This window comes from Segatella intestinalis (assembly GCF_029348455.1).
Taxonomy (GTDB): domain Bacteria; phylum Bacteroidota; class Bacteroidia; order Bacteroidales; family Bacteroidaceae; genus Prevotella.
On sequence record NZ_JARJVV010000001.1, the window covers coordinates 1 to 25,822 of the forward strand.

General features: G+C 47.4%; 20 protein-coding genes and 1 rRNA gene. 15 read left to right on the plus strand and 6 right to left on the minus strand.

Going from position 1 to position 25,822, the window contains the following annotated elements; genetic code table 11:
- Window positions 1-77 (plus strand): 5S ribosomal RNA (gene rrf / locus P3T48_RS14355); the annotation flags it as partial.
- A 258-nt stretch (window positions 78-335) separates the two neighbouring features.
- Here the strand turns inward: rrf and rnr are convergent.
- Both rnr and P3T48_RS00010 read right to left on the minus strand, forming a co-directional pair.
- On the minus strand, window positions 336-2,633 hold the full coding sequence (rnr, locus tag P3T48_RS00005) for a ribonuclease R (protein WP_158462852.1): 2,298 nt from the start codon (window positions 2,631-2,633) through the stop codon (window positions 336-338).
- 102 nt (window positions 2,634-2,735) lie between these two features.
- Window positions 2,736-3,434 (minus strand): NAD-dependent deacylase, encoded by a 699-nt coding sequence (locus tag P3T48_RS00010; protein WP_276505144.1) that lies wholly within the window; start codon window positions 3,432-3,434, stop codon window positions 2,736-2,738.
- 138 nt (window positions 3,435-3,572) lie between these two features.
- Here P3T48_RS00010 and bamJ (P3T48_RS00015) point away from each other — a divergent pair, with 138 nt between their 5' ends.
- Genes bamJ (P3T48_RS00015) through bamJ (P3T48_RS00025) form a run of 3 tightly spaced genes read left to right on the plus strand, consistent with a single transcriptional unit; the run spans window position 3,573 to window position 6,116 of the window.
- Window positions 3,573-4,175: a BamJ family beta-barrel-assembly machinery protein gene (gene bamJ / locus P3T48_RS00015; protein ID WP_022252467.1), complete on the plus strand. Its 603-nt coding sequence runs from the start codon at window positions 3,573-3,575 to the stop codon at window positions 4,173-4,175.
- A gap of 32 nt (window positions 4,176-4,207) precedes the next feature.
- Window positions 4,208-5,083 (plus strand): BamJ family beta-barrel-assembly machinery protein, encoded by an 876-nt coding sequence (bamJ, locus tag P3T48_RS00020; RefSeq protein WP_276505145.1) that lies wholly within the window; start codon window positions 4,208-4,210, stop codon window positions 5,081-5,083.
- Between the two features lie 43 nt (window positions 5,084-5,126).
- Complete coding sequence (bamJ, locus tag P3T48_RS00025; protein WP_276505147.1) at window positions 5,127-6,116, plus strand: BamJ family beta-barrel-assembly machinery protein; 990 nt, start codon at window positions 5,127-5,129, stop codon at window positions 6,114-6,116.
- Between the two features lie 140 nt (window positions 6,117-6,256).
- On the opposite strand, the gene P3T48_RS00030 is transcribed toward bamJ (P3T48_RS00025), so the two are convergent.
- Window positions 6,257-7,762 (minus strand): butyryl-CoA:acetate CoA transferase, encoded by a 1,506-nt coding sequence (locus P3T48_RS00030; RefSeq protein ID WP_276505148.1) that lies wholly within the window; start codon window positions 7,760-7,762, stop codon window positions 6,257-6,259.
- A gap of 367 nt (window positions 7,763-8,129) precedes the next feature.
- On the opposite strand from P3T48_RS00030, the gene cysS reads away from it, so the two are divergent.
- From cysS to P3T48_RS00050, 4 genes are all read left to right on the plus strand, one after another.
- Complete coding sequence (gene cysS / locus P3T48_RS00035; RefSeq protein ID WP_158462856.1) at window positions 8,130-9,620, plus strand: cysteine--tRNA ligase; 1,491 nt, start codon at window positions 8,130-8,132, stop codon at window positions 9,618-9,620.
- A gap of 77 nt (window positions 9,621-9,697) precedes the next feature.
- On the plus strand, window positions 9,698-10,165 hold the full coding sequence (locus P3T48_RS00040; protein ID WP_022252473.1) for an Lrp/AsnC family transcriptional regulator: 468 nt from the start codon (window positions 9,698-9,700) through the stop codon (window positions 10,163-10,165).
- Window positions 10,166-11,914: a membrane dipeptidase gene (locus tag P3T48_RS00045; RefSeq protein ID WP_276505149.1), complete on the plus strand. Its 1,749-nt coding sequence runs from the start codon at window positions 10,166-10,168 to the stop codon at window positions 11,912-11,914.
- Between the two features lie 57 nt (window positions 11,915-11,971).
- Window positions 11,972-12,988, plus strand: coding sequence for a M28 family peptidase (locus tag P3T48_RS00050; RefSeq protein WP_276505150.1), 1,017 nt, complete (start codon window positions 11,972-11,974; stop codon window positions 12,986-12,988).
- A gap of 428 nt (window positions 12,989-13,416) precedes the next feature.
- Here P3T48_RS00050 and P3T48_RS00055 read toward each other — a convergent pair whose 3' ends face one another.
- The gene (locus P3T48_RS00055; protein ID WP_443217150.1) at window positions 13,417-14,067 is read right to left on the minus strand and encodes a DUF4294 domain-containing protein; all 651 of its coding nucleotides are present in this window, start codon (window positions 14,065-14,067) and stop codon (window positions 13,417-13,419) included.
- A gap of 180 nt (window positions 14,068-14,247) precedes the next feature.
- On the opposite strand from P3T48_RS00055, the gene P3T48_RS00060 reads away from it, so the two are divergent.
- From P3T48_RS00060 to P3T48_RS00090, 7 genes are all read left to right on the plus strand, one after another.
- Entirely contained in the window at window positions 14,248-16,227 is a 1,980-nt protein-coding gene (locus P3T48_RS00060; protein ID WP_276505152.1) for a helix-hairpin-helix domain-containing protein, read from the plus strand.
- Between the two features lie 147 nt (window positions 16,228-16,374).
- Entirely contained in the window at window positions 16,375-18,321 is a 1,947-nt protein-coding gene (locus tag P3T48_RS00065) for an LTA synthase family protein (protein WP_276505299.1), read from the plus strand.
- A gap of 21 nt (window positions 18,322-18,342) precedes the next feature.
- Window positions 18,343-19,401, plus strand: a complete 1,059-nt coding sequence (locus tag P3T48_RS00070) for a CDP-glycerol glycerophosphotransferase family protein (RefSeq protein ID WP_158462861.1) — start codon at window positions 18,343-18,345, stop codon at window positions 19,399-19,401.
- Between the two features lie 7 nt (window positions 19,402-19,408).
- Window positions 19,409-20,482, plus strand: coding sequence for a pyridoxal-phosphate-dependent aminotransferase family protein (locus tag P3T48_RS00075; protein WP_276505153.1), 1,074 nt, complete (start codon window positions 19,409-19,411; stop codon window positions 20,480-20,482).
- A gap of 25 nt (window positions 20,483-20,507) precedes the next feature.
- Window positions 20,508-21,854, plus strand: coding sequence for an adenylyltransferase/cytidyltransferase family protein (locus P3T48_RS00080; protein WP_276505154.1), 1,347 nt, complete (start codon window positions 20,508-20,510; stop codon window positions 21,852-21,854).
- A 156-nt stretch (window positions 21,855-22,010) separates the two neighbouring features.
- Window positions 22,011-23,210, plus strand: coding sequence for an ATP-binding protein (locus P3T48_RS00085; RefSeq protein ID WP_276505155.1), 1,200 nt, complete (start codon window positions 22,011-22,013; stop codon window positions 23,208-23,210).
- 22 nt (window positions 23,211-23,232) lie between these two features.
- Entirely contained in the window at window positions 23,233-24,006 is a 774-nt protein-coding gene (locus tag P3T48_RS00090; RefSeq protein ID WP_022252482.1) for a glycosyltransferase family 2 protein, read from the plus strand.
- A 59-nt stretch (window positions 24,007-24,065) separates the two neighbouring features.
- Here the strand turns inward: P3T48_RS00090 and P3T48_RS00095 are convergent, their stop codons facing one another.
- Window positions 24,066-24,866, minus strand: a complete 801-nt coding sequence (locus P3T48_RS00095; RefSeq protein WP_276505157.1) for a glycosyltransferase family 2 protein — start codon at window positions 24,864-24,866, stop codon at window positions 24,066-24,068.
- Between the two features lie 12 nt (window positions 24,867-24,878).
- Entirely contained in the window at window positions 24,879-25,820 is a 942-nt protein-coding gene (locus P3T48_RS00100; RefSeq protein WP_276505158.1) for a glycosyltransferase family 2 protein, read from the minus strand.
- Window positions 25,821-25,822: the final 2 nt, after the last annotated feature.

Consider the following 25,822-nt stretch of genomic DNA (forward strand, 5'->3'; position numbering starts at 1 on the left):
ATTCCGAACAGAGAAGTTAAGCCCACTTGCGCCGATGGTACTGCAATGCAATGCGGGAGAGTAGGTAGCCGCCTCCTTTTTTCATCAAGGCCTCAGGTTTCGAAAGATTCCTGAGGCTTTTTCGTTGCTTTTTCTTTTTCCTTTTCTTTTTCCTACATTCACTAATGGTACTGATTCTTTCTTTAATATAAATTTAATGGGGATATTTAATATCACAGATTTAGATTAGTTCGGTCCTTGATTACGCAGAATTTTGTGCGTTTCTTGATGATAGGTACGGGATTAATAAAAAACTGGACTAACCATGACGGTTAGCCCAGTATGATATTGAGAGATTATTTGTTTTTACGATGATTGCGTGTCTTCTGCTTAGACTTCTTAGTTCTTTTAGATGATGAGCTTGCCGCAGGCTTTTCTTTGCGAACAGGAGCAGAATCTCCAGCCAGAGTGAAGTCGAGTTGTTTCTTTTCGAGGTTGGCTTGAGCCACCTTGATGCGGATTTCATCACCTAACTGATATTTATTGTGATGGCGACGCCCTACCAAGCAGAAGTTTCTTTCGTCGAAGTCGTAATAGTCGTCTGCGATGTCTCGCATAGGAATCATACCTTCGCAGTGATTTTCGTCTATTGTTGCATAGATACCATAGCTTGTTATTCCACTAATGTGTGCATCAAATTCCTCTCCGAGCTTATCGCCCATAAATTCTACCATTTTGTATTTGATGCTGTCTCGTTCCGCATTCTGTGCTATCTGTTCCATTTCAGAGCAATGTTCGCAGAGTTCTTCGTAATGCTTTTCGTTGGCGCTTCTTCCACCAGCAGCATACTTGGTCAGTAAACGATGCACCATCGTGTCGGGATAACGGCGTATAGGAGAAGTAAAGTGCGTGTAATACTCAAAAGCCAAACCAAAGTGTCCGATGTTGTGTACTGAGTATTTTGCCTTCATCATGGCTCGCAGAGCAACCATCTGAATAAGGTTGTTTTCAGGTTTCCCCTCACAGTCGGCCATCAGTTTGTTCAGGCTCTTTGCCGTGGCTCCCTTTGTTCCTTCCGTTTTCATCTTATAGCCGAACTTTACGACAAACTCGCGCAGTGTTTCCAGTTTCTGTGGATCCGGATTGTCGTGTATACGGTAAGGCAGGGTTTTAGACTTCTTGCCTTTCTTTGTCTTTCCGATGCTTTCTGCCACTGTGCGGTTGGCAAGGAGCATGAATTCCTCTACAAGTTTGTTGGCATCCTTAGAGCGTTTGAAATAGCAGCTTATAGGTTTCCCCTTTTCGTCAACATCGAAGTGCAATTCCTCGCGGTCGAACTTCACGGCTCCGTTCTTGAATCGTGCTGCACGGAGTTTCTTAGCCAGTCTGTCGAGTGTGATGAGCTGCAGCGCATTTTCTCCCTGATAAGGATGTTGCTTGGTTTCTGCTGGTGCCGGTTCTCCAGTTCCGTCGACAACTCCATTGGCTTCCAGTAATTCTTGAACCTCTTCATATTTATAGCGTCGGTTACTCTTGATGACAGTATGAACGATTCGGTAGTTCTTTACTTCTGCATTATTGTCGAGTTCGAAGATAACACTGTAAGCCAGTTTCTCCTCGTCGGGTCGCAGAGAGCAGATGAAGTTGCAGAGTCGTTCTGGCAACATAGGGATGGTGCGGTCAACGAGATAGACAGATGTGGCACGCTTCACAGCTTCCTTGTCTATGATACTTCCTTCTGTGACGTAGTGTGAAACGTCAGCAATGTGCACACCCACCTGCCAGTTTCCGTTGTCCAGTTTCTGTATACTGAGTGCGTCGTCGAAGTCTTTTGCGTCCTTAGGGTCTATTGTGCAAGTGAACACATCCCTGAAGTCTTCTCTTTCCTTATAATCTTGCTCTGTGATTTCGCCAGTAATTTTGTTGGCAGCATCCTCTACGTTTTTAGGATACTTGTATGGCAATCCGTATTGGGCTAAGATAGAGTTCATCTCCACATCGTTGTCGCCCTTCTGTCCCAGCACATCCACCACTTCTCCGATGGGGCTTTTGTTTTCTCCGTCTGGCCATTCTATGATGCGTACCACGGCCTTGTCGTCAGTTTTTCCACCTTTCAACTTTCGTTTAGGAATGATGATGTTGTGAGCAAACACATCACTTGGTGTTACCAGATAAGCGATATCCTTATCTACTTTCAGTCGTCCCACGAAGCTGTCCTTGGCACGTTCTATGATTCTGTTGACCTGTGCCTCCTTGATGTGGTTCTTGCGTCGTGCGAGGAACGTAAATTCCACCATGTCGCCGCTGAGAGCACCCATTGAGTTTCGTTCCGACACAAAGATCGGTTTCTCGCTTCCTTCAGGTATTACTGAGTTCTTACCATTTGGTTTTCGCACAAACTTTCCCTCCATGACCTGAATGCTCTGGTTGAGCCTGTATGAGTTGTCACTTACTTTGGCGAGATAATCGTCCCATGCCATTTCCTCCATGATGTCGATAGCCAACATCTTCAGAGGATGTGTATCAAGATGCAGGGCACGGAAAATTTCCTTGAAACTGAGAGTGACGCCTGGCTGACTGGCAAAGAAATCGTGCAGCTTCTCAGTAAGCTGTGCCTTGTTCATTCTTTTGCCTCCTTTTTTTCCTTTTCCCATAGTTTTTCTTATTTTAATAGTTAAGGGGGTTGTTTTAATAATAAGGGGGATGTTTAAGGTATAGAGTTTTAGAAACTGATGCTCAAAGTAGTTTTGTTTTCACTATTTCAGCAATATGTCCTTTAAATCTTTCATTCCTTCGGAAGCCCCCTTCATGATATGCTCAATCTTGTAGTATCCGTTCGTGCTGACAGCGCTTGGGTCAATCAAGTAGATCGGTATGTTGGGCTTGGTGTATGAAATCAATCCCGCAGCAGGATAGACATTGAGCGAAGTTCCGATGATGACGAAAATGTCAGCTTGCTGTACAGCTTTGGCTGCAGGTTCTATCATTGGCACACTCTCTCCGAAAAAGACAATGAAGGGTCGCAGCAGACTTCCGTCTCCAGCCAGTGTGCCAGGTTTGATTTCGCAGTTGTCTTCGGGCAGTTCCTGAATATATCGAGGATCGTATGGATTTTGTGCAGAACAAACCTTACTCAGTTCTCCATGCAGATGTATGACATGGCTTGAGCCAGCCTTCTCGTGCAGGTTGTCCACGTTCTGCGTAATCACGGTTACCTCGAAGTTGTTCTCCAGCTCCTTGATGAGCTTATGTCCCTCGTTGGGCTTTGCCGCGTACAGTTTCTTGCGCAGCATATTATAGAAGTTGGTCACTAAGGTTGGGTCGGCCTCCCAGCCTTCGTGGGTGGCTATCTGTTCCACAGGATAGTTCTCCCACAATCCATCATTGCCCCGGAAAGTCTTGAATCCGCTTTCCACCGACATGCCGGCACCTGTTAAAAATACGAGTTTCTTCATAAATCTTTTATTAAGAATGCACAAAAATAGCAATTTTTCTGCAAATAGCATCGTTATGAGTAAGAAAAATGTTATCTTTGCACTCGTTTTAAAGTAAAATAAGAATATTAATAACAAAAAACTTTTATAGATAGATTTATGGACAAAGTAAGTTACGCTTTGGGTATTGGCATTGGTCGCCAGTTGGCATCGATGGGTGCAGAGACATTAAACATCGATGATTTTGCTCAGGCGGTCAAGGACGCCATTGCTGGCAAGTTGCAGATTAGTGAGCAGGAGGCACAGGAGTTGGTTCAGAATTTCTTCGCCGCTCAGGAGGCTAAGGCTCAGGCAGCAGCAGCCGAGAAGGGCAAAGTAGCCAAGGAAGCTGGTGAAAAGTTCCTCGCCGAGAATGGTAAGAAGGAAGGCATCATCACCACCAAGAGTGGTTTGCAATATCAGGTTTTGCGTGAAGGAAACGGCAAGGCTCCTAAGGCTACCGATCAGGTGGAGTGCCACTATGAGGGAACTCTCATCGACGGAACCAAGTTTGACAGCTCTTATGACCGTGGTCAGACTGCCACCTTCCCATTGAATCAGGTTATCGCAGGTTGGACCGAGGGCCTTCAGCTCATGACCGAGGGTGCCAAGTACCGCTTCTTCATTCCTTATCAGTTGGGTTATGGCGAGCGTGGCGCAGGTGCTGCTATTCCTCCATTCTCAGCATTGATTTTTGATGTAGAGCTTGTAGCAGTAAAGTAAACGAGAATTAAGATTAAAACATAAAGAAAACAATGAAAAAGTTATTTTTCGGAGCCGTTGTGGCTTGTGCAGCAGCTACATTTGTAGCTTGCGGCAACTCAACTCCTAAGGCAGACCTCAAGAACGATGTCGACACAATGAGTTATGCCATGGGTATGTCTCAAACTCAGGGCTTGAAGGAGTTCTTGGTAGAACGTATGGGCGTGGATACAGCTTACATGGACGATTTTATCAAGGGTCTGAATGATGGTGCCAATGCTGGCGACGACAAGAAGAAGGCAGCTTACTATGCTGGTATTCAGATTGGTCAGCAGATTAGCAACCAGATGGTAAAGGGTATTAACCACGAAGTGTTTGGCAATGACTCTACCCAGACAATCTCTTTGAAGAACTTTATGGCTGGTTTCATCACCGGTACTACAGGCAAGAAGGGCTTGATGACAGTAGAGCAGGCTCAGCAGGTGGCTCAGGCCAAGATGATGGCTATCAAGGCTAAGGCTATGGAGAAGCAGTATGGTCCTAACAAGCAGGCTGGTGAGAAATTCCTCGCTGCCAACAAGAAGAAGCCGGGTGTGGTAACACTTCCTTCAGGTCTTCAGTACAAGGTAATCAAGGAGGGAAATGGTCCAATGCCTAAGGACACTTCTTTGGTAAAGGTAAATTATGAGGGCAAGACCATTGATGGCAAGGTATTCGATTCTTCTTATAAGCGTGGCGATGCCGTTACCCTTCGTGCCAATCAGGTTATCAAGGGCTGGACAGAGGCTTTGGTTCGCATGCCTGTAGGTTCAGTTTGGGAGGTTTACATTCCTCAGCAATTGGCTTACGGCGAGCGTGAGCAGGCTCAGATTAAGCCATTCTCTGCTCTTATCTTCAAGATAGAGTTGGTTTCACTTGGTGCCAAGTAAAATCCTTTAAGAGACTCAATAATAAAGAGGACTTTCGAGAAATATGAATAAAATGATAATGACAGCGCTCGTCCTCGTGGCGAGTGCTTCTTTGTTTACGGCGAGTGCTGCAGGCAAGGGTAAGAAAAAGGACAAGGCCAAGAAGCCAGCCGCGTCTGCAGTAGTGTTGGCTTCAGTTTCCGACTCGTTGAGCTATGCTGCCGGAATGAAAGCAAGCAATCAGGGTTTGATACCTTATCTTCAGCAGGCTTATCAGGTTGATACAGCCTATATGAGCGATTTTGTGAAGGGTTACAGCGAGGCTTTCCAGCGTGGCAATACTCCTCAGGATGTGGCTTATGCTGCAGGTATTCTCATTGCCCAGATGGCGAAGAACCGTATTCTTCCTGCCACACAGAAGGAGTTTAAGTCGAGCAAGGATTCTATTGTTGCCGACTTGTTCAATCAGGGTTTTGTTGCCACACTTTCTAAGGACACCACTTTCTTCACTCCTGCCAAGGCAGCTGAGTATACAGAAGATGTGCTGATGGGTGCCGGCAAGCGTTGGTTGACAGAGAATGCCAAGAAAGAAGGCGTGAAGGTTACTCCAAGCGGTTTGCAGTACAAGGTGCTGAAGGAAGGCAATGGCGAAGTCCCTAAGGCGAGCGATGAGGTAGAGGTCATCTATGAGGGTCGTATGCTCGACGGCACAGTGTTTGATGCCACTTCCAAGCATCATGGTGCCAAGACAGACAAGTTTAATGCCGGCCGTCTTATCAAGGGCTGGACTGAAGCCTTGACGATGATGCCTGTAGGCAGTAAGTGGGAAATTTACATTCCTCAGGAGTTGGCTTATGGCGAGCGTGGTGCTGGTCAGATTCCTCCTTATTCTACTTTGGTGTTCGACCTGGAGTTGGTAAGCATCGTAAAGCCAGAGGTTAAGGAAGCTCAGCCAGCCACAGAAGTGAGCGACAAGACAGCTGCAGCCAAGAAAGTTGTTTCTGCCAAGAAATTGACTCCAGCCAAGAAGGCTGTTGCCAAGAGAAGAAAGTAAACTAAGTGACGGTTTAAATTCCTCACTAAGAGAATTCTGTAGAAACAGAAGCATAAAAGCAAAGAACTTGATGAATGGCCGATATCGGTCCGCTCATCAAGCTCTTTTTGTTTAAATCTTCATCATCTGCTTTGTCTGTTTTATTTCAGATATTCCCCGAAGTCGGTGAGTCGCATATCGCCCTTCTTCAGGAAGGTGTCGTGCATGGCGAGCGCAGCCCTCATGCTCTGAGGTTCGTGTCCCTTCTCTGCCAGCTTCAGGTATTCGCGCAGCATGGGTCGGTAGTCGGGATGAGCACAATTCTCGATAATCTCTTTAGCTCTGCGCAGCGGACCCTTTCCTCGCAGGTCAGCAACGCCCTGTTCAGTCACAATGACGTCCACATCGTGCTCCGTGCTGTCCACATGGCTGCACATAGGCACAATGGCTGAGATGCAGCCGTTCTTGGTGGTGCTCTGTGTGGTGAAGATCGATATGAATCCGTTTCGTTCGTAGTCGCAGCTTCCTCCGATTCCGTTCATCAACTTGCTTCCACAGATGTGGCTTGAGTTCTCGTTGCCATAAATGTCGCATTCTATGGCGGTGTTCATGGCGATGACTCCCAGTCGGCGAATCACCTCTGGCGAGTTGCTTATCTCGCTCTGCCGGATGGTGAGGTGCTGTTTGAAGTAGTCGATGTCGTTGTACACTTCTTTCAATGTATCGTTGGTCACGGTGAGCGACGAGCATGAAGCGTCCTTGATTCTTCCCTCACGCATGTATTTCACCACCGCATCTTGTACCACTTCGGTGTAAACGCTGAATACCGGCACGTTCGGATTTTGTCCTAATGCCTCCAGAACAGCATTCGAAGTGACTCCCACACCGCTCTGCAGCGGCAGGAACTGTGGAGGAATATGTCCCTTCTTCAGGTCTGATACCAGAAAGTCGGCAACGTTGTGTCCCATCTGTTCTGTCACAGGGTCGAGAGGTTTGAAGGCTCGTGCCTCTTCCGGAATATTGCATTCCACCACTCCCACAATTTTTCTTGCATCTATTTCTACATACTCTTTTCCTATTCTGTCGCCTACATTCAGTATTGGAATAGGTTTGCGGAATGGGCATTCTGCAATTTCATACACGTCGTGCAGAAATCGAGATGCAGGGCTATGGAATGAATTCTTCTCGATGAGCACCTTTTTGGCGAGACGCACGATGGTGGGCACGATGCCGCCAGCCGATGTGAGGAAAGCCTTGCAGGTAGTTTCGCCCTCCTCCAGGTCGGAAACCTCGATGATGGCAAGGTCTATTTCTCCATAGAAGCCGCGGCGCAGACGCTCAGCCATGTGCCCTAAGTGCATATCCTCATAGTCTATCTCGCCCATGTTGGTATGCGTGCGGAAGTCTTTATTGGTCGAAAATGGCGCACGGAACTTGATGGCGTTGGCTGCAGCCATGTCGCCTTCGATGCTCTGCGATGTAGAGGCACCAGTCAGGATTCCCACCTGGAACGGGCGTCCAGCCTCGTGTTCGGCGATGGCTCTCTTAGAGAGTTCTCGGAAAGTAGCCTTTGGTACGCCGTTAGGAGTAAATCCACTCAGTCCGATGTTGTCTTGATCCTTGATCATAGCTGCTGCTTCGGCAGCTGTCAGCCTTGTGTATGCCATTTTTTCTTTATGTTTAAATCTTTGATGTTTGGGTTGCAAAGTTACACAAATCTTTTAAAACAAAATAACTTTTTGTTAGTTTTATGCAAATAAAAGGTTATTTAGTTATCTTTGTTGTATATATATACGATTATTTTCTGCTTTATGCAAAAATAAGTGCTGTAATGTTGTCATTGTATGCTTTATTCCCTATAACTTTATTGCTTTAATTCTTTTTGCGATAAACTATCATTAGGTGAGTGTTTTATGGCAGTTTAAGAAGATTTTAACGATTATAGCAACATTTTGTTAGCAAATTGACTGATTAATCGAAAAAAAACACTAACTTTGCAACATAATAAACAAAAAAGAAAAAGCGTTATAAAATATGGAACAGAAACTATTGATCTATAACACCCTCACCCGCACAAAGGAGAGATTTACACCGCTTCATGCCCCCAATGTAGGCATGTACGTTTGTGGCCCCACTGTGTATGGCGACCCGCATCTTGGTCATGCGCGTCCTGCCATTACTTTCGATATTCTTTTTCGTTATCTCAAGCATTTGGGATACAAGGTGCGCTATGTGCGCAACATTACCGATGTGGGACACCTGGAGCACGATGCCGATGAGGGCGACGACAAGATAGAGAAGAAGGCACGACTGGAGCAGTTGGAGCCAATGGAGATAGCCCAGTACTACACCAACCGCTATCACGATGCGATGGAGGCACTCAATGTGCTTCCCCCAAGCATTGAGCCTCATGCCACGGGTCATATCATCGAGCAGGAGAAGCTGGTGCAGGAGATTCTCGACAACGGTTATGCCTACGAGAGCAATGGCTCTATCTATTTCGATATAGAGAAGTATAACAAAGACCATAAGTATGGCATTCTTTCGGGTCGCAACTTAGAGAATGTCATCAACGAGAGCCGTGAACTTGCCGGTATCGGCGAGAAGAAAAATCAGGCCGACTTTGCCCTTTGGAAGAAGGCTTCGCCCGAGCACATCATGCGCTGGCCAAGTCCTTGGAGCGATGGTTTCCCCGGCTGGCATTGCGAGTGTACTGCTATGGGCAGAAAATATCTGGGCAGCCATTTCGATATTCACGGAGGCGGCATGGACCTCATCTTCCCTCATCATGAGTGCGAGATAGCGCAGGCTGTGGCTTCGCAGGGCGACCAGATGGTTCACTACTGGATGCACAACAACATGATTACCATCAACGGACAGAAGATGGGCAAGAGCCTCGGCAACTTCATTACGCTTGAGCAGTTCTTCACTGGCGCCCATAAGAGTCTGGAGCAGGCTTATTCGCCTATGACCATCCGTTTCTTCATCCTCTCAGCCCACTATCGCAGCACCGTCGATTTCTCCAACGATGCCCTGAAGGCAAGTCAGAAAGGACTGGAGCGCTTGATGAATGGCTTGAACGACCTTGAGCGTGTGCCTGTAGCCAAGCAGAGCGACGAACAGGTGAAGAAGTTTGTGGGCGAGTTGCGCCAGCGTTGCTATGATGCGATGAACGACGACTTCCAGACACAGCTTGTCATCAGTTATCTCTTCGAGGCATGTCATGTCATCAATACCGCCCTTGACCATAAGGCCAATATCTCTGCCGACGACTTGAAGGAACTTTCTGACACCATGCGTCTTTTCACCTTCGACCTCTTGGGTCTGAAGAGCGAGAAGGGTGCCAATAATGATGCCCGTGAGGAAGCTTACGGCAAGGTTGTCGACATGGTGCTCAACCTGCGTGCCAAGGCCAAGGCTGACAAAGACTGGGCTACCAGCGACCAAATTCGCGATGCCCTTGCTGAGGCAGGTTTCGAGGTGAAGGACACCAAGGATGGTGTAACCTGGAAACTGAATAAATAAAAATTGTAAGAAGTGCTTGGACCATATTGTATTATCATGGCCACAAAGATGAAATAACGACATTAAAAACATAAAGAATGGATAAAATTGATAATCTTGACAGAAAAATCCTGGGCATCTTGTCTAAGAATGCCCGCATACCTTTCAAGGACGTAGCAGCAGAGTGTGGTGTGTCGCGTGCAGCCATTCATCAGCGTGTGCAGCACTTGGTAGAGGATGGTTACATCACCGGCAGCGGTTTCGATGTCAACCCCAAGAGCTTGGGTTATTCCACCTGCACCTATGTCGGTATCAACCTCGAGCGAGGCAACATGTACAAGAAGGTGGTGGAGCGTCTGCTCAACATCCCCGAAATCGTGGAGTGCCATTTCACCACTGGTTCCTATACCATGCTTCTTAAACTCTATGCCCGCGATAACGAGCAGCTCATGGATTTGCTCAACAATAAGTTGCAGGCCATCCCTGGTGTCGTTTCCACTGAGACTCTCATCTCTCTGGAGCAGAGCATCAAGCGTGAGATACCTGTTATTTTGGAAGACGAATAAATGGAAAACTTTGATTTGGAGTCGCACCTGCAGGGTGTGTACTCCGCCTTTCCCGAAGCGAAGCATCGTCCCCTCATAGGCCTTACTGCCAATTACGAGGGCATCGACGCTACGCTTCGTGAACGTTATTACAAGCAGGTGGTCGAGGCTGGCGGAGTGCCGGTCATCGTTCCTCCAGTGGCCGACACAGCCGTCATCATCAATACCCTCCAGCAGTTGGACGGACTCATTCTGACGGGCGGTGGCGACCATAACCCTTTGTGGATGGGCGAGGAGCCTTCGCCTCGTCTGCACAACATCAATCGTGAGCGCGATCTTGCTGAACTCTTGCTCGTTCGCCTTGCCTTCAATCGTCAGATTCCTATGTTGGGCATCTGTCGTGGCATACAGACCTTGGCGATAGCCCTTGGCGGAAAGGTGGAACAAGATATAGAACAGCAGGTGAAGCACAGTCAGGATGCCGACCGTTCGGAGCCAACCCACAGCGTCTGTTTGGTCAAGGACTCTACCTTATATAATATATATGGCAGCGAGCGCATCATGGTCAATTCGTTTCATCATCAGGCTGTGAGCCAGCCCGGCAAGCGCTTCCGTGTCATTGCCCGTTCTGCCGACAACATCATCGAGGCCATAGAGAGCAGCGAGTACAAGTCGATTCTCGGTGTGCAATGGCATCCAGAATGGCTCGAGGCGGAAGGTCAGAAAATCTTCCGTTGGCTGGTAGAAAGGGCAGACGAGTTCTATGCTGCCAAGCAGTTTCATGCCCGCAATCTTACTCTCGACACCCATTGCGACACTCCGATGTTCTTTCCTCAGGGTGTCCGGTTCGACCATCGCGACTCTCGCATCCTTGTCGACCTTCACAAGATGACCGACGGTCGGCAGGACGCCACTACGATGGTGGCTTATCTGCCGCAACCCAAGCCAGGTGAGAGTTTCAGCAGCAAGGTGGAGTTTGATGTAGAGACGCCTGTGCAGTATGCCGACCTCATCTTCGACAAGATAGGCGACATCGTGGCTCAGAATTCCGATTATCTGGCATTTGCCCGCACTCCAGCCCAATTGTATGCCAACAAGCAGTCTGGTCGCAAGAGCATCATGCTCGGCATAGAGAACGGTTTGGCAATTCATCACGACCTTGCCAATGTGGAGCATTTTGCCCAGCGAGGCATCGTCTATATCACACTTTGCCACAACGGCGACAATGATATTTGTGACAGTGCCCGTGGCAGCAACACCCATCATGGAGTAAGCGACTTTGGTGAGCAGGTTATTCGCGAGATGAACCGTCTGGGCCTCATGGTCGACCTGAGTCATGCCTCCGAGAAGAGTTTCTACGATGCTCTGCAGATAAGCAGCACACCTATCGTGTGCAGTCACAGCAGTTGCCGTGCTCTCTGCGATGTTCCACGCAATCTTACCGACGATCAGCTTCGTGCATTGGCAGCCCGTGGAGGTGTGGCACAAGTTACGCTCTATCATGGTTTCCTGCGCAAGGATGGCGAGGCCGACATTCTCGACGCCATTGCCCATCTGGAGCATGCCGTCAGCATCGTGGGAATCGATCACGTGGGCTTGGGAACCGACTTTGATGGTGATGGAGGCATTCGCGGACTTGCCGATTCCTCAGAGCTCATTCTCTTCACCCAGCAGCTGTTGCGCCGCAAGTACAGCGAAACAGACATTGCCAAGATTTGGGGCGGCAACTGGCTTCGTGTCATGCGGCAGGTACAGGAGAGTGTTAAGTGAAGAATGAAGAAAGTAGAACGTTGTAAGAGAAGAAAATATTAAACGATGACAAAAAAGATGAAAATCATATTGGGCTTTGTTGCTGCGGCAGCCATTGCTGCCGGGGCTTACACCTATAGCAAGAGCCATAGTGTGTCGCCCGACGTGCAGGAGGTGGAAGAGGCCGAGAAACTCAATCCCGTGGGTCCAGCCTTCAATGCCGACTCCGCTTTCGCCTATTGTGATGCGCAATGTCAGTTCGGTCCGCGCACAATGAACAGCGAAGCGCACGAGCGTTGTGGCGAATGGATCGTCAGCAAGTTCCGTCAGTTCGGCTGTCAGGTGGAAACCCAGAAAGCCGATCTTAAGGGCTACGACGGCACTATACTCAAGAACACCAACATCATAGCCCATTACAATCCTCAGGCATCCACACGCATCCTTCTGTGTGCCCATTGGGACAGTCGTCCATGGGCAGACAATGATCCCGACAGTGCCAACTGGCGCAAGCCGGTCATGGCTGCCAACGATGGAGCCAGCGGCATAGCCGTGATGTTGGAGATAGCCCGACAGTTGCAGGCCGACAAAAAGTTGAATCCACAAATAGGAGTCGACTTTGTGTGCTTCGATACTGAGGACTGGGGAACTCCACAGTGGGCTGACGTTCAGGACGATGGCGACTCCTGGGCTTTGGGCGCTCAATACTGGAGCGAGAACAAACCTTCTGATTATCAGCCCCGTTACGGCATTCTGCTCGATATGGTGGGCGGACAGGGTGCTCAGTTCTATCGTGAGGGCATGTCCATGCAGTATGCTTCTTCGGTAGTCCATAAGGTGTGGCGTGCAGCCCGTCAGGCAGGTTATGGCAGTTTCTTCCCCAAGAGCGACGGAGGCATGATTACCGACGATCACATTCCTGTCAACCAGAAGGCGAAGATTCCTACCATCGACATCATCCCTTATTATCCCGACTGCCAGCAGAGCAGTTTCGGTCCTACTTGGCACACCGTGAACGACGACATGGCTCATCTCGACAAGAACACCCTCAAGGCTGTGGGTCAAACCGTCATTCAGGTGCTTTACACCGAGGAATAGTTTCCTCGTCGTATGTTGGGAAGCCCCATCTTGAGCAGAGATATTGTAGCATTTGTCCACCATGCTGCATAGCTCTGTATTGTGCCTCCTTTGGGTCTTAATAGATGACCGACGCCGGTCGTCTATTGTGACCTTCCTTGGTCATAATAGATGCCCCCCGTGGGGCTTAAGAGGCCTCAGTTATATAGAGCACTTTTTCTCTTTAAAAACGAAAATGACACAAAATGACCATGACACAAAATGACCGAATTTCAGCATCCTCTTCTCTGTTTTTTAGTCATTTAGTCATTAGTCATTAAGAGAAAATGAAGCAAGTCAGGAAACCACGATTCCAAAGTGTCAAAGTGTCAAAATGACTAATGACTAATGACTAAAATGACTAACTTTTCAAGGTGTTACAGTATATGACCTTTCCATACATAGAAAAGTCAGATCTGTCCCGATTCCACCTGTCTTACCACACGTTCGGTAAGTCGGTCTACGCCGTTGGGGTCGTATTTCTTGGTAAGGCTGGCACCAAAGAGGGCGGCAAAAGCCTGATAGAAGCCTGCACGGATAGGACCAAGAAAAGCCTGTATCAGCTGATAGGAAGATGAGTTACACTCGCGGTAAACCAGTTTGATGCAGAGTTTGCCCTGGGCGTAGGTGAGTTTCTTCATGCGTGGCGTGTATTCGCGCTTGATGTCTTTTTCCACTCGTTTCATGTGCTCGTCTTTCGCCTTTTTGTTGGGAAGTGTTTCCAGATAAGCTCCTGTTTCCAGAATAATCTGTCTTACTTCCTTGGCGATGGGCAAAACTTTCTTTATGTTGTAAACCAGGCGGTTGTAAGCCATGCGCTGTTTGGCATCCTTGAACTCGGGTTCCGGATAGACGTACACCTTGTTGACCTCGACATACTGTACGCTGTCTTTGCCAATCAGCACCTTTCCCACCTTCACCATGGGGTCGAAGGTAGGTGCATCCATGTCCACCTCCCTGTCTTCGGGATGAGGCGTGGAAGTATCGTCGCTCTGCGCCAAGGCAGGCGCGGAGTGTGCGGCGAGGATAGCTGGAAACAGTATGGGTAAAAGTCTTCTCATTTTCATGATTTCTTATTCTGTGCGCAAAAGTAACGATATTTTTGCATTTAAAGAAAAATATTTGCCATTTTCTTCTTCTTTTTCATTATTTCACAGTACCTTTGTCCGGAGTACAGAGCATTCTCGTACACACCTAAACAATAATGACAATCTACATATCAACCTAAAAGCCCCAAAGAGATGACGAAGAGGACAATTTGGCTTTTGTTCGTATGTCTGATGCCGGTCATGGTCCTGGCTCAGAAGGAGATAACTGCTGCGACACCGTGGCAGCAATATCTGGATCAACTGAGCGATGTGGAGGACTTTGAGGACCAGTCGTGGAAGGAATATGAGGACGTGCTGAATGAGTTGGCAGAACACCCCATCAACATCAATACCGCCACTACGGAAGACCTTCAGCGCCTGCCGTTTCTCACCGCCCAGCAGATAGAGGACATCGAGGCTTACATCTATCGCTATGGGGCGATGAAGAGCCTGGGCGAGCTTGCCATGATAAACGGCATGTCGTGGGCTCAGCGCCAGTTGTTGACGTGCTTTGTCTATGTCGGTGAGGTGAAGACAAGGAGTTTCCCCTCTCTGCGCCAGATTGCTAAATATGGAAAGCACGAGCTGATGGGCATGGTGAAAGTGCCCCTGTATGAGCGCAAGGGCGATGCCGACGGCAGTTATATGGGGAGTCGTTACAAGCACTGGTTGCGCTATCAGTTTCGTTATAGCGACAAAGTGAAAATGGGTTTCACTGGTTCGAAAGATGCTGGCGAACCCTTCATGAGCAAAGGCAACGGAACTGGCTACGATTTCTATTCTTTTTATCTTCAGATACGCGGTTGGGGCAGGCTGAAAAACCTCACCTTGGGCCGTTACAGGCTGCATGAGGGAATGGGACTGATACTGAACAACGACTTCTCGTTTGGCAAGTTGTCCACACTCTCGGCTCTGGGCCGCAACAGCAATGTGATCAGGGCGCACAGTTCGCGCTATGCAGCCAACTATCTGCAGGGCGCGGCTGCCACGGTGACGGTAGTGCGCGGACTCGACGTGACAGGCTTTGTGTCGTATCGCAAGATAGACGCCACTCTGAAGGACGGAGGCATACAGACCATTCTCACCTCAGGACTGCACCGCACCGCCTCCGAGATGGCTAAGAAGGATGTGGCGTCGGCTTTTCTTGCAGGAGGCAATGTGAGTTATCGAAGGGGCGCTCTGCATGTGGGAGCCACAGGTTTCTACAACTCTTTCTCGCTGCCTCTCACGCCCAACCGCAAGTTGTTGTACAAACGTTTTGCACCTGTAGGGAGTGCATTCTGGAATGCGAGTGTAGACTATTCCTACGTTTCGCCCCGGCTTGTGGTGCAAGGCGAGACGGCAACCGGCTCGTGTGGGGTCGTGGCCACAGTCAACGCCATGAGCTACGTCTTCTCCAACCGCTTCTCGTTGGTGGCTCTTCAGCGCTTTTATCCCTATCGTTACTATTCGCTTTACGCCCGTTCCTTTGCCGACGGAACCAGTGTGCAGGACGAAAGTGGCGTGTATCTGGGCGGCAGCTGGACGCCTACCGACAGATGGAACGTGACGGCTTACACTGATGTGGCTTATTTCGCCTGGCCCAAGTTTGGCACCACGGGCAGCACGCACAGTTGGGACAATCTGCTCAGTATCACCTTCCGTCCATCGGGCTCAACCTTGTTGGGTGCACGTTACCGTTATCGCGACAAGCAGAACAATCAGACCCAGCGAGGCAGATTTTACGCCACGTATGGGGGCAGAAGCTGGAGTTGTAAGACGCAGTGCGACATGAGTTATGTGCGCGAGCCCGAAGCTGCAAGCCGAGGATGGATGGCAAGCCAGCAAGCAGCCTACCGATGGCGGTGGCTGAGGCTGACGTGTATGGCCGGCTACTTCAGTACCGACGACTATGCTGCGCGCATCTATGCCAGCGAGCCCACACTGCTCTACGGCACACATTTCGGCAGTTTCTTCGGCCGTGGCATGCGCCTTGTGCTGACAACCCGCGCCGATGTGGGCAGTCATCTCGTAGCCCTCTGCAAGGTGGGCAGTACCAAGTATTTCGACCGCGACTGTATTTCGTCAGGACTGCAGCAGATAGATGATTCCTCGCAGACTGATATCGAAATACAGGTGAAATGGCGATGGTAAGTCAAAATACGCAGCCAATTATTTGTATATTACATGATTTTTAAGTAATTTTGCCAACTGTAACAACATGTAATAAACAGCTAAAATAACACAAACGTGAGACTAAAGAGAAATTTGTTTACCTCGCCACTCTGTTTCGTCATCAATATGGCGATTGTATACATCGTTTATGAAATATGCCGCCTGGTGTTTCTGGCAGTCAACTGGAGTATGTTCTCCGACTCGCTTACCTGGCAGGCTTTTGGCGAGATGCTCGTGGGCGGCTGGTTCTTCGACACTTCAGCCATTCTTTATACCAACGCACTCTATGCGCTCCTGATGCTTTTCCCCATCCACTACAAGGAGAGTGCCCTGTATCAGAAGGTAGCCAAATGGGTGTTTGTCGTGGTGAATGCCGTGAGCATAGTGGCCAATCTGACCGACTGTGTGTATTTTCAGTACACAACCCGTCGCACCACAGGAACAGTGTTCTCTGAGTTCAAGAACGAGAACAACTTAGGCAGCATCTTCGGTGTAGAGCTTTTGCGCCATTGGTATTTAGTACTCATCGGCGTGGTGCTGATAGTTGCGTTGTGGTATTTCTACCGCATGCCCAAGGGCGAGCGTCCTGAGGCTGTGAAGCGTCCCTACAGACTGAAACCTATGGCAAGATACTATGCCGTGCAGACGGTTTGTCTTGTTGTCTTCGTGCCTTTCTGTGTTGCAGGTATGCGAGGCGGATTCACTACAGCCGTGCGTCCCATCACCATCAGCAATGCCAACCAGTATGTGGAGCGTCCACAGGAAGCGGCTATTGTATTAAACACTCCTTTTTCTATTATCCGTACCATCGACAAGCCCATCTTCGAGGTGCCAAACTACTATACAGAAAAGCAACTCAATGCCATCTATTCGCCTATCCATCATCCTTCTGATACGCTTGTTAAGCGCAAGAAGAACGTTGTGGTAATCATCATAGAGAGTTTCGGACGAGAATATATTGGCGGCTTCAATAAGTGGCTCGATGGTGGCAAGTATAAGGGTTATACACCTTTTGTTGACTCGCTGATGCAGCATAGTGCCACTTATCTGTACTCATATTGCAATGGTAGAAAGAGCATCGACGGAATGCCCAGTATCTTGTCGAGCATTCCAATGTTTGTGGAACCATTCTTCCTGACGCCTGCCTCGATGAACAATGTGAGCGGACTGGCTGGCGAACTGAAGAAGGAAGGCTATTACTCAGCTTTCTTCCATGGAGCCGCGAATGGTTCGATGGGGTTCCAGGCTTTTGCCCGCACCACGGGTTTCACTGATTATTTCGGTCGTACAGAATATGATGCAGACAAGCGCTTTGATGGAGACAAGGATTTTGATGGCACATGGGCAATTTGGGACGAGCCTTTCATGCAGTTTTACGCCACAAAAATGGGCGAGATGAAGCAGCCTTTCATGACGGCTCTCTTCACAGCATCGTCGCATCATCCGTATGTCATACCTGATGAGTATAAGAAGGTTTTTCCTGAGGAAGGTATCGTCATCCACAAATGTATACGCTATACCGACAATGCCCTGCGGAAGTTCTTCAACAAGGCGAAAACCATGCCTTGGTATAAGAATACGCTCTTTGTGATTACATCCGACCACACCAACTTGAGCGACCATGCATACTATCAGACCGACTTAGGTGGTTTCTGCTCGCCTATCATCTTCTTCGACCCGAGTGGCGAATTTAAGCCTGGCATGCGCGATGCCATCGCCCAGCAGATAGACATCATGCCTACGGTACTGAGCTATTTGGGCTACGACAAGAAGTATGTGGGCTTCGGCATCGACCTGCTCACCACGCCAGCCAAGGACACATGGGCTGTCAACTACATCAATGGTTTCTATCAGTATGTGAAGGGTGACTATCTGTTGCAGTGGGACGGACAGAAGACCAAGGCTATGTATCGTTTCCGCACCGACCTGTTGCTGAAGAACAACGTGGCAGACAAGGAACCCAAGGTGCGCCAGGAGATGGAGCGTCAGGTGAAAGCCATCATACAGTCGTACATGGAGCGAATGACGCAAAACCGACTGGTGTATGCCAATGAGAACAACAAAAAGAAGTAAACAACAAGAAAAAGCAAAGATATGAGAATCGTTCTGTTTTGTGAGAACAAGTATGCCATCGACATTCTCAACCCGATACAGGAATACGTGACAGCCAACCACTTGCCGCACGAGGTGCTGTGGTACATTCATCAGCCCAAGATAGACAAGTTTGAGTATGCCGATAAGGTGAGATGGACAGGCTCAATACAGGAGGTTTACGACTTCTCTCCCGATGCCATCTACGTGCCGGGAAACATCGTCCCCTACTATCTGCCTGGAGTCAAGATACAGGTGTTTCATGGCTATGCTGCCGAGAAGAAAGACCACTGGATTATACGCAGATATTTCGATACATACTTTACGCAGGGCCCTTATTTCACTTCACATTTTAAGGCTTTGTCGAAGAAGTATGGCGACTTCGAGGTGCTTGAGACAGGATGGCCCAAGCAAGACTGGATCAAGGCCAATCTGCATAAGTATGATGCCGAGCGTGAGCAGTTGCTCAGCCAGAGTGGCAAGAAAACCATCATTCTCTATGCGCCCACTTTCTCGCCCAAGCTTACATCGCTGCCTTACATCAAGGAACAGCTCGGCAGACTGGCAGAGGAGCGAAACGCCTTGGTGCTGATGAAGTTTCATCCATTGACCCGACAGGAATGGGTAGACGAATATCGCGACTGGGCGAGCCAGAGGAATGATGTCATCTTCATCGACAAGGGCGAGAATGTCACCAAGTATCAGCTCATGTCGGATGTGCTCATCAGCGACACGTCGTCCACCATCTATGAGTTCCTGTTGCTCTCGCGTCCTGTCATCACGCTGGGCACAATCTCGAAAGCCATCTACTGGGAGAACATCACCGAGCCGTCGCTGCTCATTGCTGCTTACGACCATGCCCTGACCGACCCTGAGGCTATAGCTAAGCGGCAGTGGATAGTAGACAACTACGATCCCTATCTGGACGGCAGGGTGTGCGAGCGCATGATAGCTGGTGCTGAGGACTACATACGTCGCCACGGCGTGCCGAAGAAGAGGAAGCTGAACCTTTGGCGTAAATATACCAGCATCAAAACATTTGGAAGAATCAAAAAAGGATAAATAAAATATGCTTAATTTTACAGTAGGACCTGTCATGGCAAGCGATGAGGTTAGAGCCATCGGTGCAGAGCAGGTTCCATATTTCAGAACAGCAGAGTTCTCAGAAACCATGAAGGAGAACGAACGGCTGATGAAGGAGTTTGCCAAGGCTTCTGACGATGCCCGCGTGGTGTTTATCACAGGTTCGGGAACTGCCTCGATGGAGGCTGTGGTGATGAATTGCTTCACGTCTGCCGACAAGCTGTTGGTGGTGAACGGAGGTAGCTTCGGTCATCGTTTCGTTCAACTGTGCCAGATACACGACATTCCTTATACCGAAATCAAGTTGGAAACGGGCAATCCGTTGACAGCCGAAGAGCTGAGCGCCTATGAGGGACAAGGCTATACTGGATTCCTTGTCAACTTGCACGAAACCTCAACGGGTGTTCTCTACGACATAAAGATTATCAGCGACTTCTGTCATCGCAACCAAATGTTCTTGGCAGTTGACTCCATCAGTTCGTTCCTTGCCGATCCATTCGACATGCAGGCATTGGGCGTCAACGTGATGATAACAGGTTCGCAGAAAGCTCTGGCTTGTCCTCCGGGCATATCGGTTATCGTTCTCGATGCTGAGGCTCAGAAGCGAGTGGAAGCCAACCAGGTGAAGTCGATGTACTTCGACCTGAAGGATGCCCTGAAGAATGGCGAGCGTGGACAGACTCCCTTTACACCTGCAGTCGGAACATTGTTGCAGATCAATGCCCGGCTGAAGGAGATAGAGCGCAACGGAGGCGTGGAGAGCGAGAACCGCAGAATGAAAATGTTGGCAGAAGACTTCAGAAGCAAGATCAAGGACTTGCCATTCACCATCGTGTCGAAGTCGATGTCGAATGCTGTCACTCCGCTCCATCCGCTCCATGCGTCGGCCTACGACATCTTCCAGAAACTGAAGGATGAGTATGGCATCTGGGTTTGCCCTAATGGTGGAGACATGGCAGAGAAGGTGTTCCGTGTGGGACATCTCGGACATCTCTCACCCGAGGACAACACCACTTTGGTGAATGCACTCAAGGACATGCAGCAAAAAGGACTGCTCTGAACAAAAACTCCATAAACAAAGAATAATGGTAAAAGTCATCACATACGGAACCTACGACCTGTTGCATTACGGTCATGTTCGTCTCTTGGAGCGTGCCAAGGCTTTGGGCGATTATCTCATCGTGGGAGTAACATCCGACACCTTCGACCGCGAACGTGGAAAGATCAACGTACAGCAGTCGCTCATGGAGCGTGTGGAGGCTGTAAGAGCCACGGGGCTGGCAGATGAAATTATCATCGAGGAATATGAGGGACAGAAGATTGACGACATCAAGCGCCTGAATGTCGACATCTTTACGGTTGGCTCCGACTGGAAAGGCAAGTTCGACTATCTTAAAGCCTATTGCCAGGTGGTGTATTTGGATAGGACCAGTGGCGTGTCGAGCACAGAGATACGCTCAGAGCAGCAAGTGGTGCGCTTAGGACTGGTGGGCGAGTCGCCCATACTCAACAAGATAGAGCGTGAGAGCCAGTATGTGAATGGACTTGAGTCGGGCAAGGTGTTTACCCTGAACGACACTTATCTTTCAGACAGTCTGAAGCGCACATCCCAGCAGGCTGCATCCTATCAGGACTTGCTCGACGACAGCGATGCGCTCTATGTCATTTCGGCTCCCGAGAAGCATTATGCACAGATCAAGGAGGCGCTGCAGAAGGGGAAGCACGTGCTCTGTGAGTCGCCAGTCACCATGGAGACTGAGCAGTGGGAAGAACTGCGACAGATGGCAAAAGACAGGAAGTTGGTGCTCATGGATTCCATCAAGACGGCTTATTCTGTGGCTTACTATCGTCTTCTATTATTGGCAAAGGGAGGCGTCATAGGCGACATCATTTCTGTAGATGCCACCTGTACAAGTCTGGTGGATTTTGATCCGACTCAAGACTCTCAGAAGAGCCTTTACGAATGGAACAGCATCTGCGCATGGGGTCCTACAGCGCTCCTGCCCATCTTTCAGTTGTTGGGAACAGGTTTCACCTCAAAGCAGATTGCCACTCACTTCTTAGACGAGCATCAGAAGTATGATGCCTTTACGAAGATTTCTTTAGTTTATCCTCATGCTGTAGCCTCGCTCAAGGTGGGGCAGGGTGTCAAGTCGGAAGGCTCGCTTGTCATATCAGGCACCAAGGGCTATATCTATGTGCCGGCTCCTTGGTGGAAAACCGATTACTTTGAGGTGAGATACGAGAATCCGCAGAACAATAAGCGTTATTTCTATCAGTTGGACGGTGAGGGCTTGCGCTATGAGCTTCTCTCCTTTCTCAAGGCCATCCGCACCGGCAAGGACTTCTCGTATGTGTCGGGCGACATATCGGAATGCATCATCAAGGTTATTGCCGATTTTGAGGCACGAAAGGATATGGTTGTTATCTGATAAGGATGTAAATCCTTCTTTCACCTCCTTCCAATAGAGGAACTGAAATAGCAGCGCGCTGCAAATCTTATGTATTTTCGAAAGAAAAATGCAGTGCATTTCATTTTTCTTGAGAAAGTTTTGTATATTTGCAGTGTAATTCATTTTTTTCTGCTTATGATAGAACGTACAGAGTATATGTCTCTTCTGGAGAAATGGAGAGATAAGAAAATAATAAAAGTGGTGACTGGTATCCGTCGTTGTGGCAAGTCATCTCTTTTGAGGATGTTTCGTGAGAAGCTTCTTGTTGAAGGCGTGTCTGAACAACAGGTGCAGGAACTCAACTTCGAAGACTTGGACAATGAGCCATTTCTCAACTATAAGGCTTTGTACTCGTATGTCAAGAAGAATCTCTGTCCAGGAAAGATGAATTATCTCTTTTTTGATGAGATTCAGATGGTGGATGGATTCCAAAAGGCGATAGACAGCTTATTCTTATTAGATAATGTTGACCTCTATGTGACTGGCTCCAATGCTTATCTCTTGTCTGGTGAGATAGCAACTTTACTTACTGGTAGATATGTAGAAATCAAGTTGTTCCCATTCTCTTTCAATGAATATCTCCAATCTATGCCTTCTGATACGAATATTGAGGCAGCTTATCGTGAATATATCGAGAAGAGTTCATTCCCTTATGTCTTGCAAATCAAAAATGACCGTGAGATGGTGCGTGAATACCTTACGGGTTTGTACAATACGATAGTACTGAAAGACGTGGTGAGTCGCAGGAAGATAACGGATGTCATGATGCTGGAGAGCGTTGTTCGTTTTCTGGCCGATAATATTGGCAATATATCCGTCATCAAGCGTATCAGTGACACGATGACTTCTTTGGGAAGAAAAATAGCTTCGCATACTGTAGAAAACTATATCTCAGCCTTAACGAACAGTTATATTTTTTATTCTGTTCCGAGATATGATGCCAAGGGGAAGCAATTGTTGAAGACAGGACAGAAGTATTATCTTGTGGATGTTGGTTTGCGCAGTATCATCAATGGTACCAAGGGTGGCGACTTGGGGCATGTGTTGGAGAATGTCGTCTATTTGGAATTGGCGCGTCGGGGTGGAGAAATCTATGTCGGAAAAATAGGTGATGCCGAGATAGATTTCGTTGTTGTTCAAGGTGAGCGAAAAGCGTATTATCAAGTTTCACTTAGTGTGAGGGATGAGGATACAATGAAGCGAGAATTGGAACCCTTGCAAGCCATACCGGATAATTATCCCAAATACCTATTGACGCTTGACAACGATCCGCAGATATTCCATGATGGCATCAAGCAACAGTATGTGTTGGACTGGTTGAGAAGGGAAAATTAAAATATTAAAAGATAAAATGGATATGAGCAATAATAAGATATCAGTAGTAATCAATACTTACAATGCTTCGCAGCATTTGGCACGAGTGCTTGAAACCGTCAAAGACTTCGACGAGATAGTGATTTGCGACATGGAAAGTACCGATGATACTTGCGACATAGCAAAGCGATATGGATGTAAGATTGTTGTCTTCCCGCGTGGCAACTATCAAATCTGTGAGCCCGCACGCCAAACTGCTATTGATGCTGCTTCTCATAAATGGGTCTTTGTAGTGGATGCTGATGAGTTGGTTCCTATGCAGTTAAAGGATTATCTTTATGGTTTGATAGCTCATGAAGATGTTGCCCAGGGATATTATGTTCCAAGAAAAAGTAAGTTTATGGGGCGGTTTATGCATTGTTTCTATCCTGATTACCAACTTCGCTTTTTTATAAAGGAAGGTACTGTTTGGCCTGCTATCATTCATGCAGATCCAATTATTCAAGGCCGAATTGATAAATTGCCTTCAAACAATGAAAATTTGGCATTTGTACATCTTGCCGACGATTCCATTTCTTCTCGTATGGCTAAAATCAACCAATATACAGAAAGTGAAATAGAAAAGAAGAAAGACCGAAATTATGGGATAGGTGCTTTGTTTTATCGTCCGTTTGTTAGATTTTTTAGAGCTTACATACAGAAGGGCGGTTTCCGCGATGGAATAGAAGGCTTTATTTGTGCTTGTTATGAAGGTATTTATCAATTTGTGGCAGTGAGCAAGATACTGGAAGATAGGAATCGTAAGAATGAAAAATGAAAATCAGCGTGAAGAGTGTTGGAAATGGCACTTCACGCTGATTGTGTTATTGCTTCATCTTAGGATAGATACTTATCTATTCCGTTTTCACACCATGAAAGGTGTTCTCGTTTTACTTTGTCAAGTTCCGCAAGGTGTCGTTGTTCGTTATTTTTAGATGCCTCTTTGTGGTAAAGGTGGTAAACATTTCCCCCCATTTTAAGAACTTTCTTCTTGACACCAGCAAAATGAAGGCGAAAAGCAATTTCTCCATCCTCGTGTCCCCATTGCATTAAGTCCTCATTGAAGCTGTTTACCTTAATTAGGTCATCTTTCCAAAAGGCCATATTGCAGCCACGTAAGTGGTCTATTTTTTTAGCATATCTTTCTGCCATAAAATGGCGTAAGAACTTGGAACGGAAACTGTTGAAAACAAACGTAATTGGCATATTCCAAATGCTCAGCTTGAATTTTTTAGAATCCATCAATCGTTTGGTTACTTTAGGAGATAGCTTCACTCTACTGCCACATACGAAATAGTTCTTTTCTGCAAGTTCAAGATGGTCACTTACGAAATGAGGTGACAGGACAACATCTCCATCAACTTGTAAGATGTACTCTCCTGAAATTTGCGCAATAGCTTTGTTTAGTATGATAGTTTTGCGAAATCCTCTGTCTTCATGCCATATGTGTTTGATAGGAATGGAGGTTTCATTTCTTAATCGTTCAATGAGATCTGTAGTCTCATGTGAAGAACCATCATCTGCTATAACAATCTCATCGGGTAAAATGGTTTGTGTAAACATACTTTTGATGGAAAACTCTAATGCTTCCGGCCAATTGTATGTAGATACAAGAATACTAACTTTTATTTTTTTCATTGTTATCTTGTTTTATAGTCTTAGCTTAATATGTAATATCTGGCAGAGTGTTTTGATAATGCGCTCCAAGTAATAGCATTTCTTAGTTACTCCATATTTGCGCATGTTGGCAAGTGTTTGTTTCTTGCGGCTTTCCTCCATGTTCGTTCTGATGATTTCCTTATATACATAACCTTTTGATAAGGTAAGTTGAAATCCATTTAATATAAGTTTATCCCAAAGATAGGTGAAAATGATTAGCTTTTCTGCTAATTGCTTTTCCTTTCTATCTATTTGAACTGTAACACTTTGGCTATGTCGCCTGAACCGATTAAGTCGTTTGTGTAAGATGGCGACATCACCTTTCTCTGCCATTTTTATCCAGAAGAGCCAATCTCCACAATAGTGCATAGCAGTAAAGTCTTTATCAATGAGGTGATACTTGCTCTTGCGGAAGACGGTCATGCTGGCATTGTAGGTTTCATCATGATATAACATGAAGTCTTTTAGGTATTGGTGGGAAGTATAGGTGTATGTCTTGCCATTATCTTTACCTAAAGGCCAGGTATCATAATTACGTTCCAATTTCTTTCCATCCTGGTCTACTAGGATTGACCCACAATGTGTGAATGAGATACGAGGTTTTTCGTCTAATATTCTCACAGCATTTTGTAGGAATGTCTTATCGCAATAATCATCGCTTTCTGCTATCCAGATATATTCGCCTTGTGCCAAAGCGATACCTTTCTCCCATTGTACGAATGGGTTGCCCGTGTTTGTTTCACCCAAGATAAGGTGGCTTACCTTGGGATGCGATGCAAATTGTTGAAGATATTGGCGGCTGCCGTCTGTTGAGCAGTCATCTAGTAATATAACTTCATAGTCGGTAAATGTCTGCTCAAATATGGATTGTAACCTTTGAGGAAGATATTTGCGGTAATTGTAGTTGGGTACAATAATGCTGACTTTTGGCATAT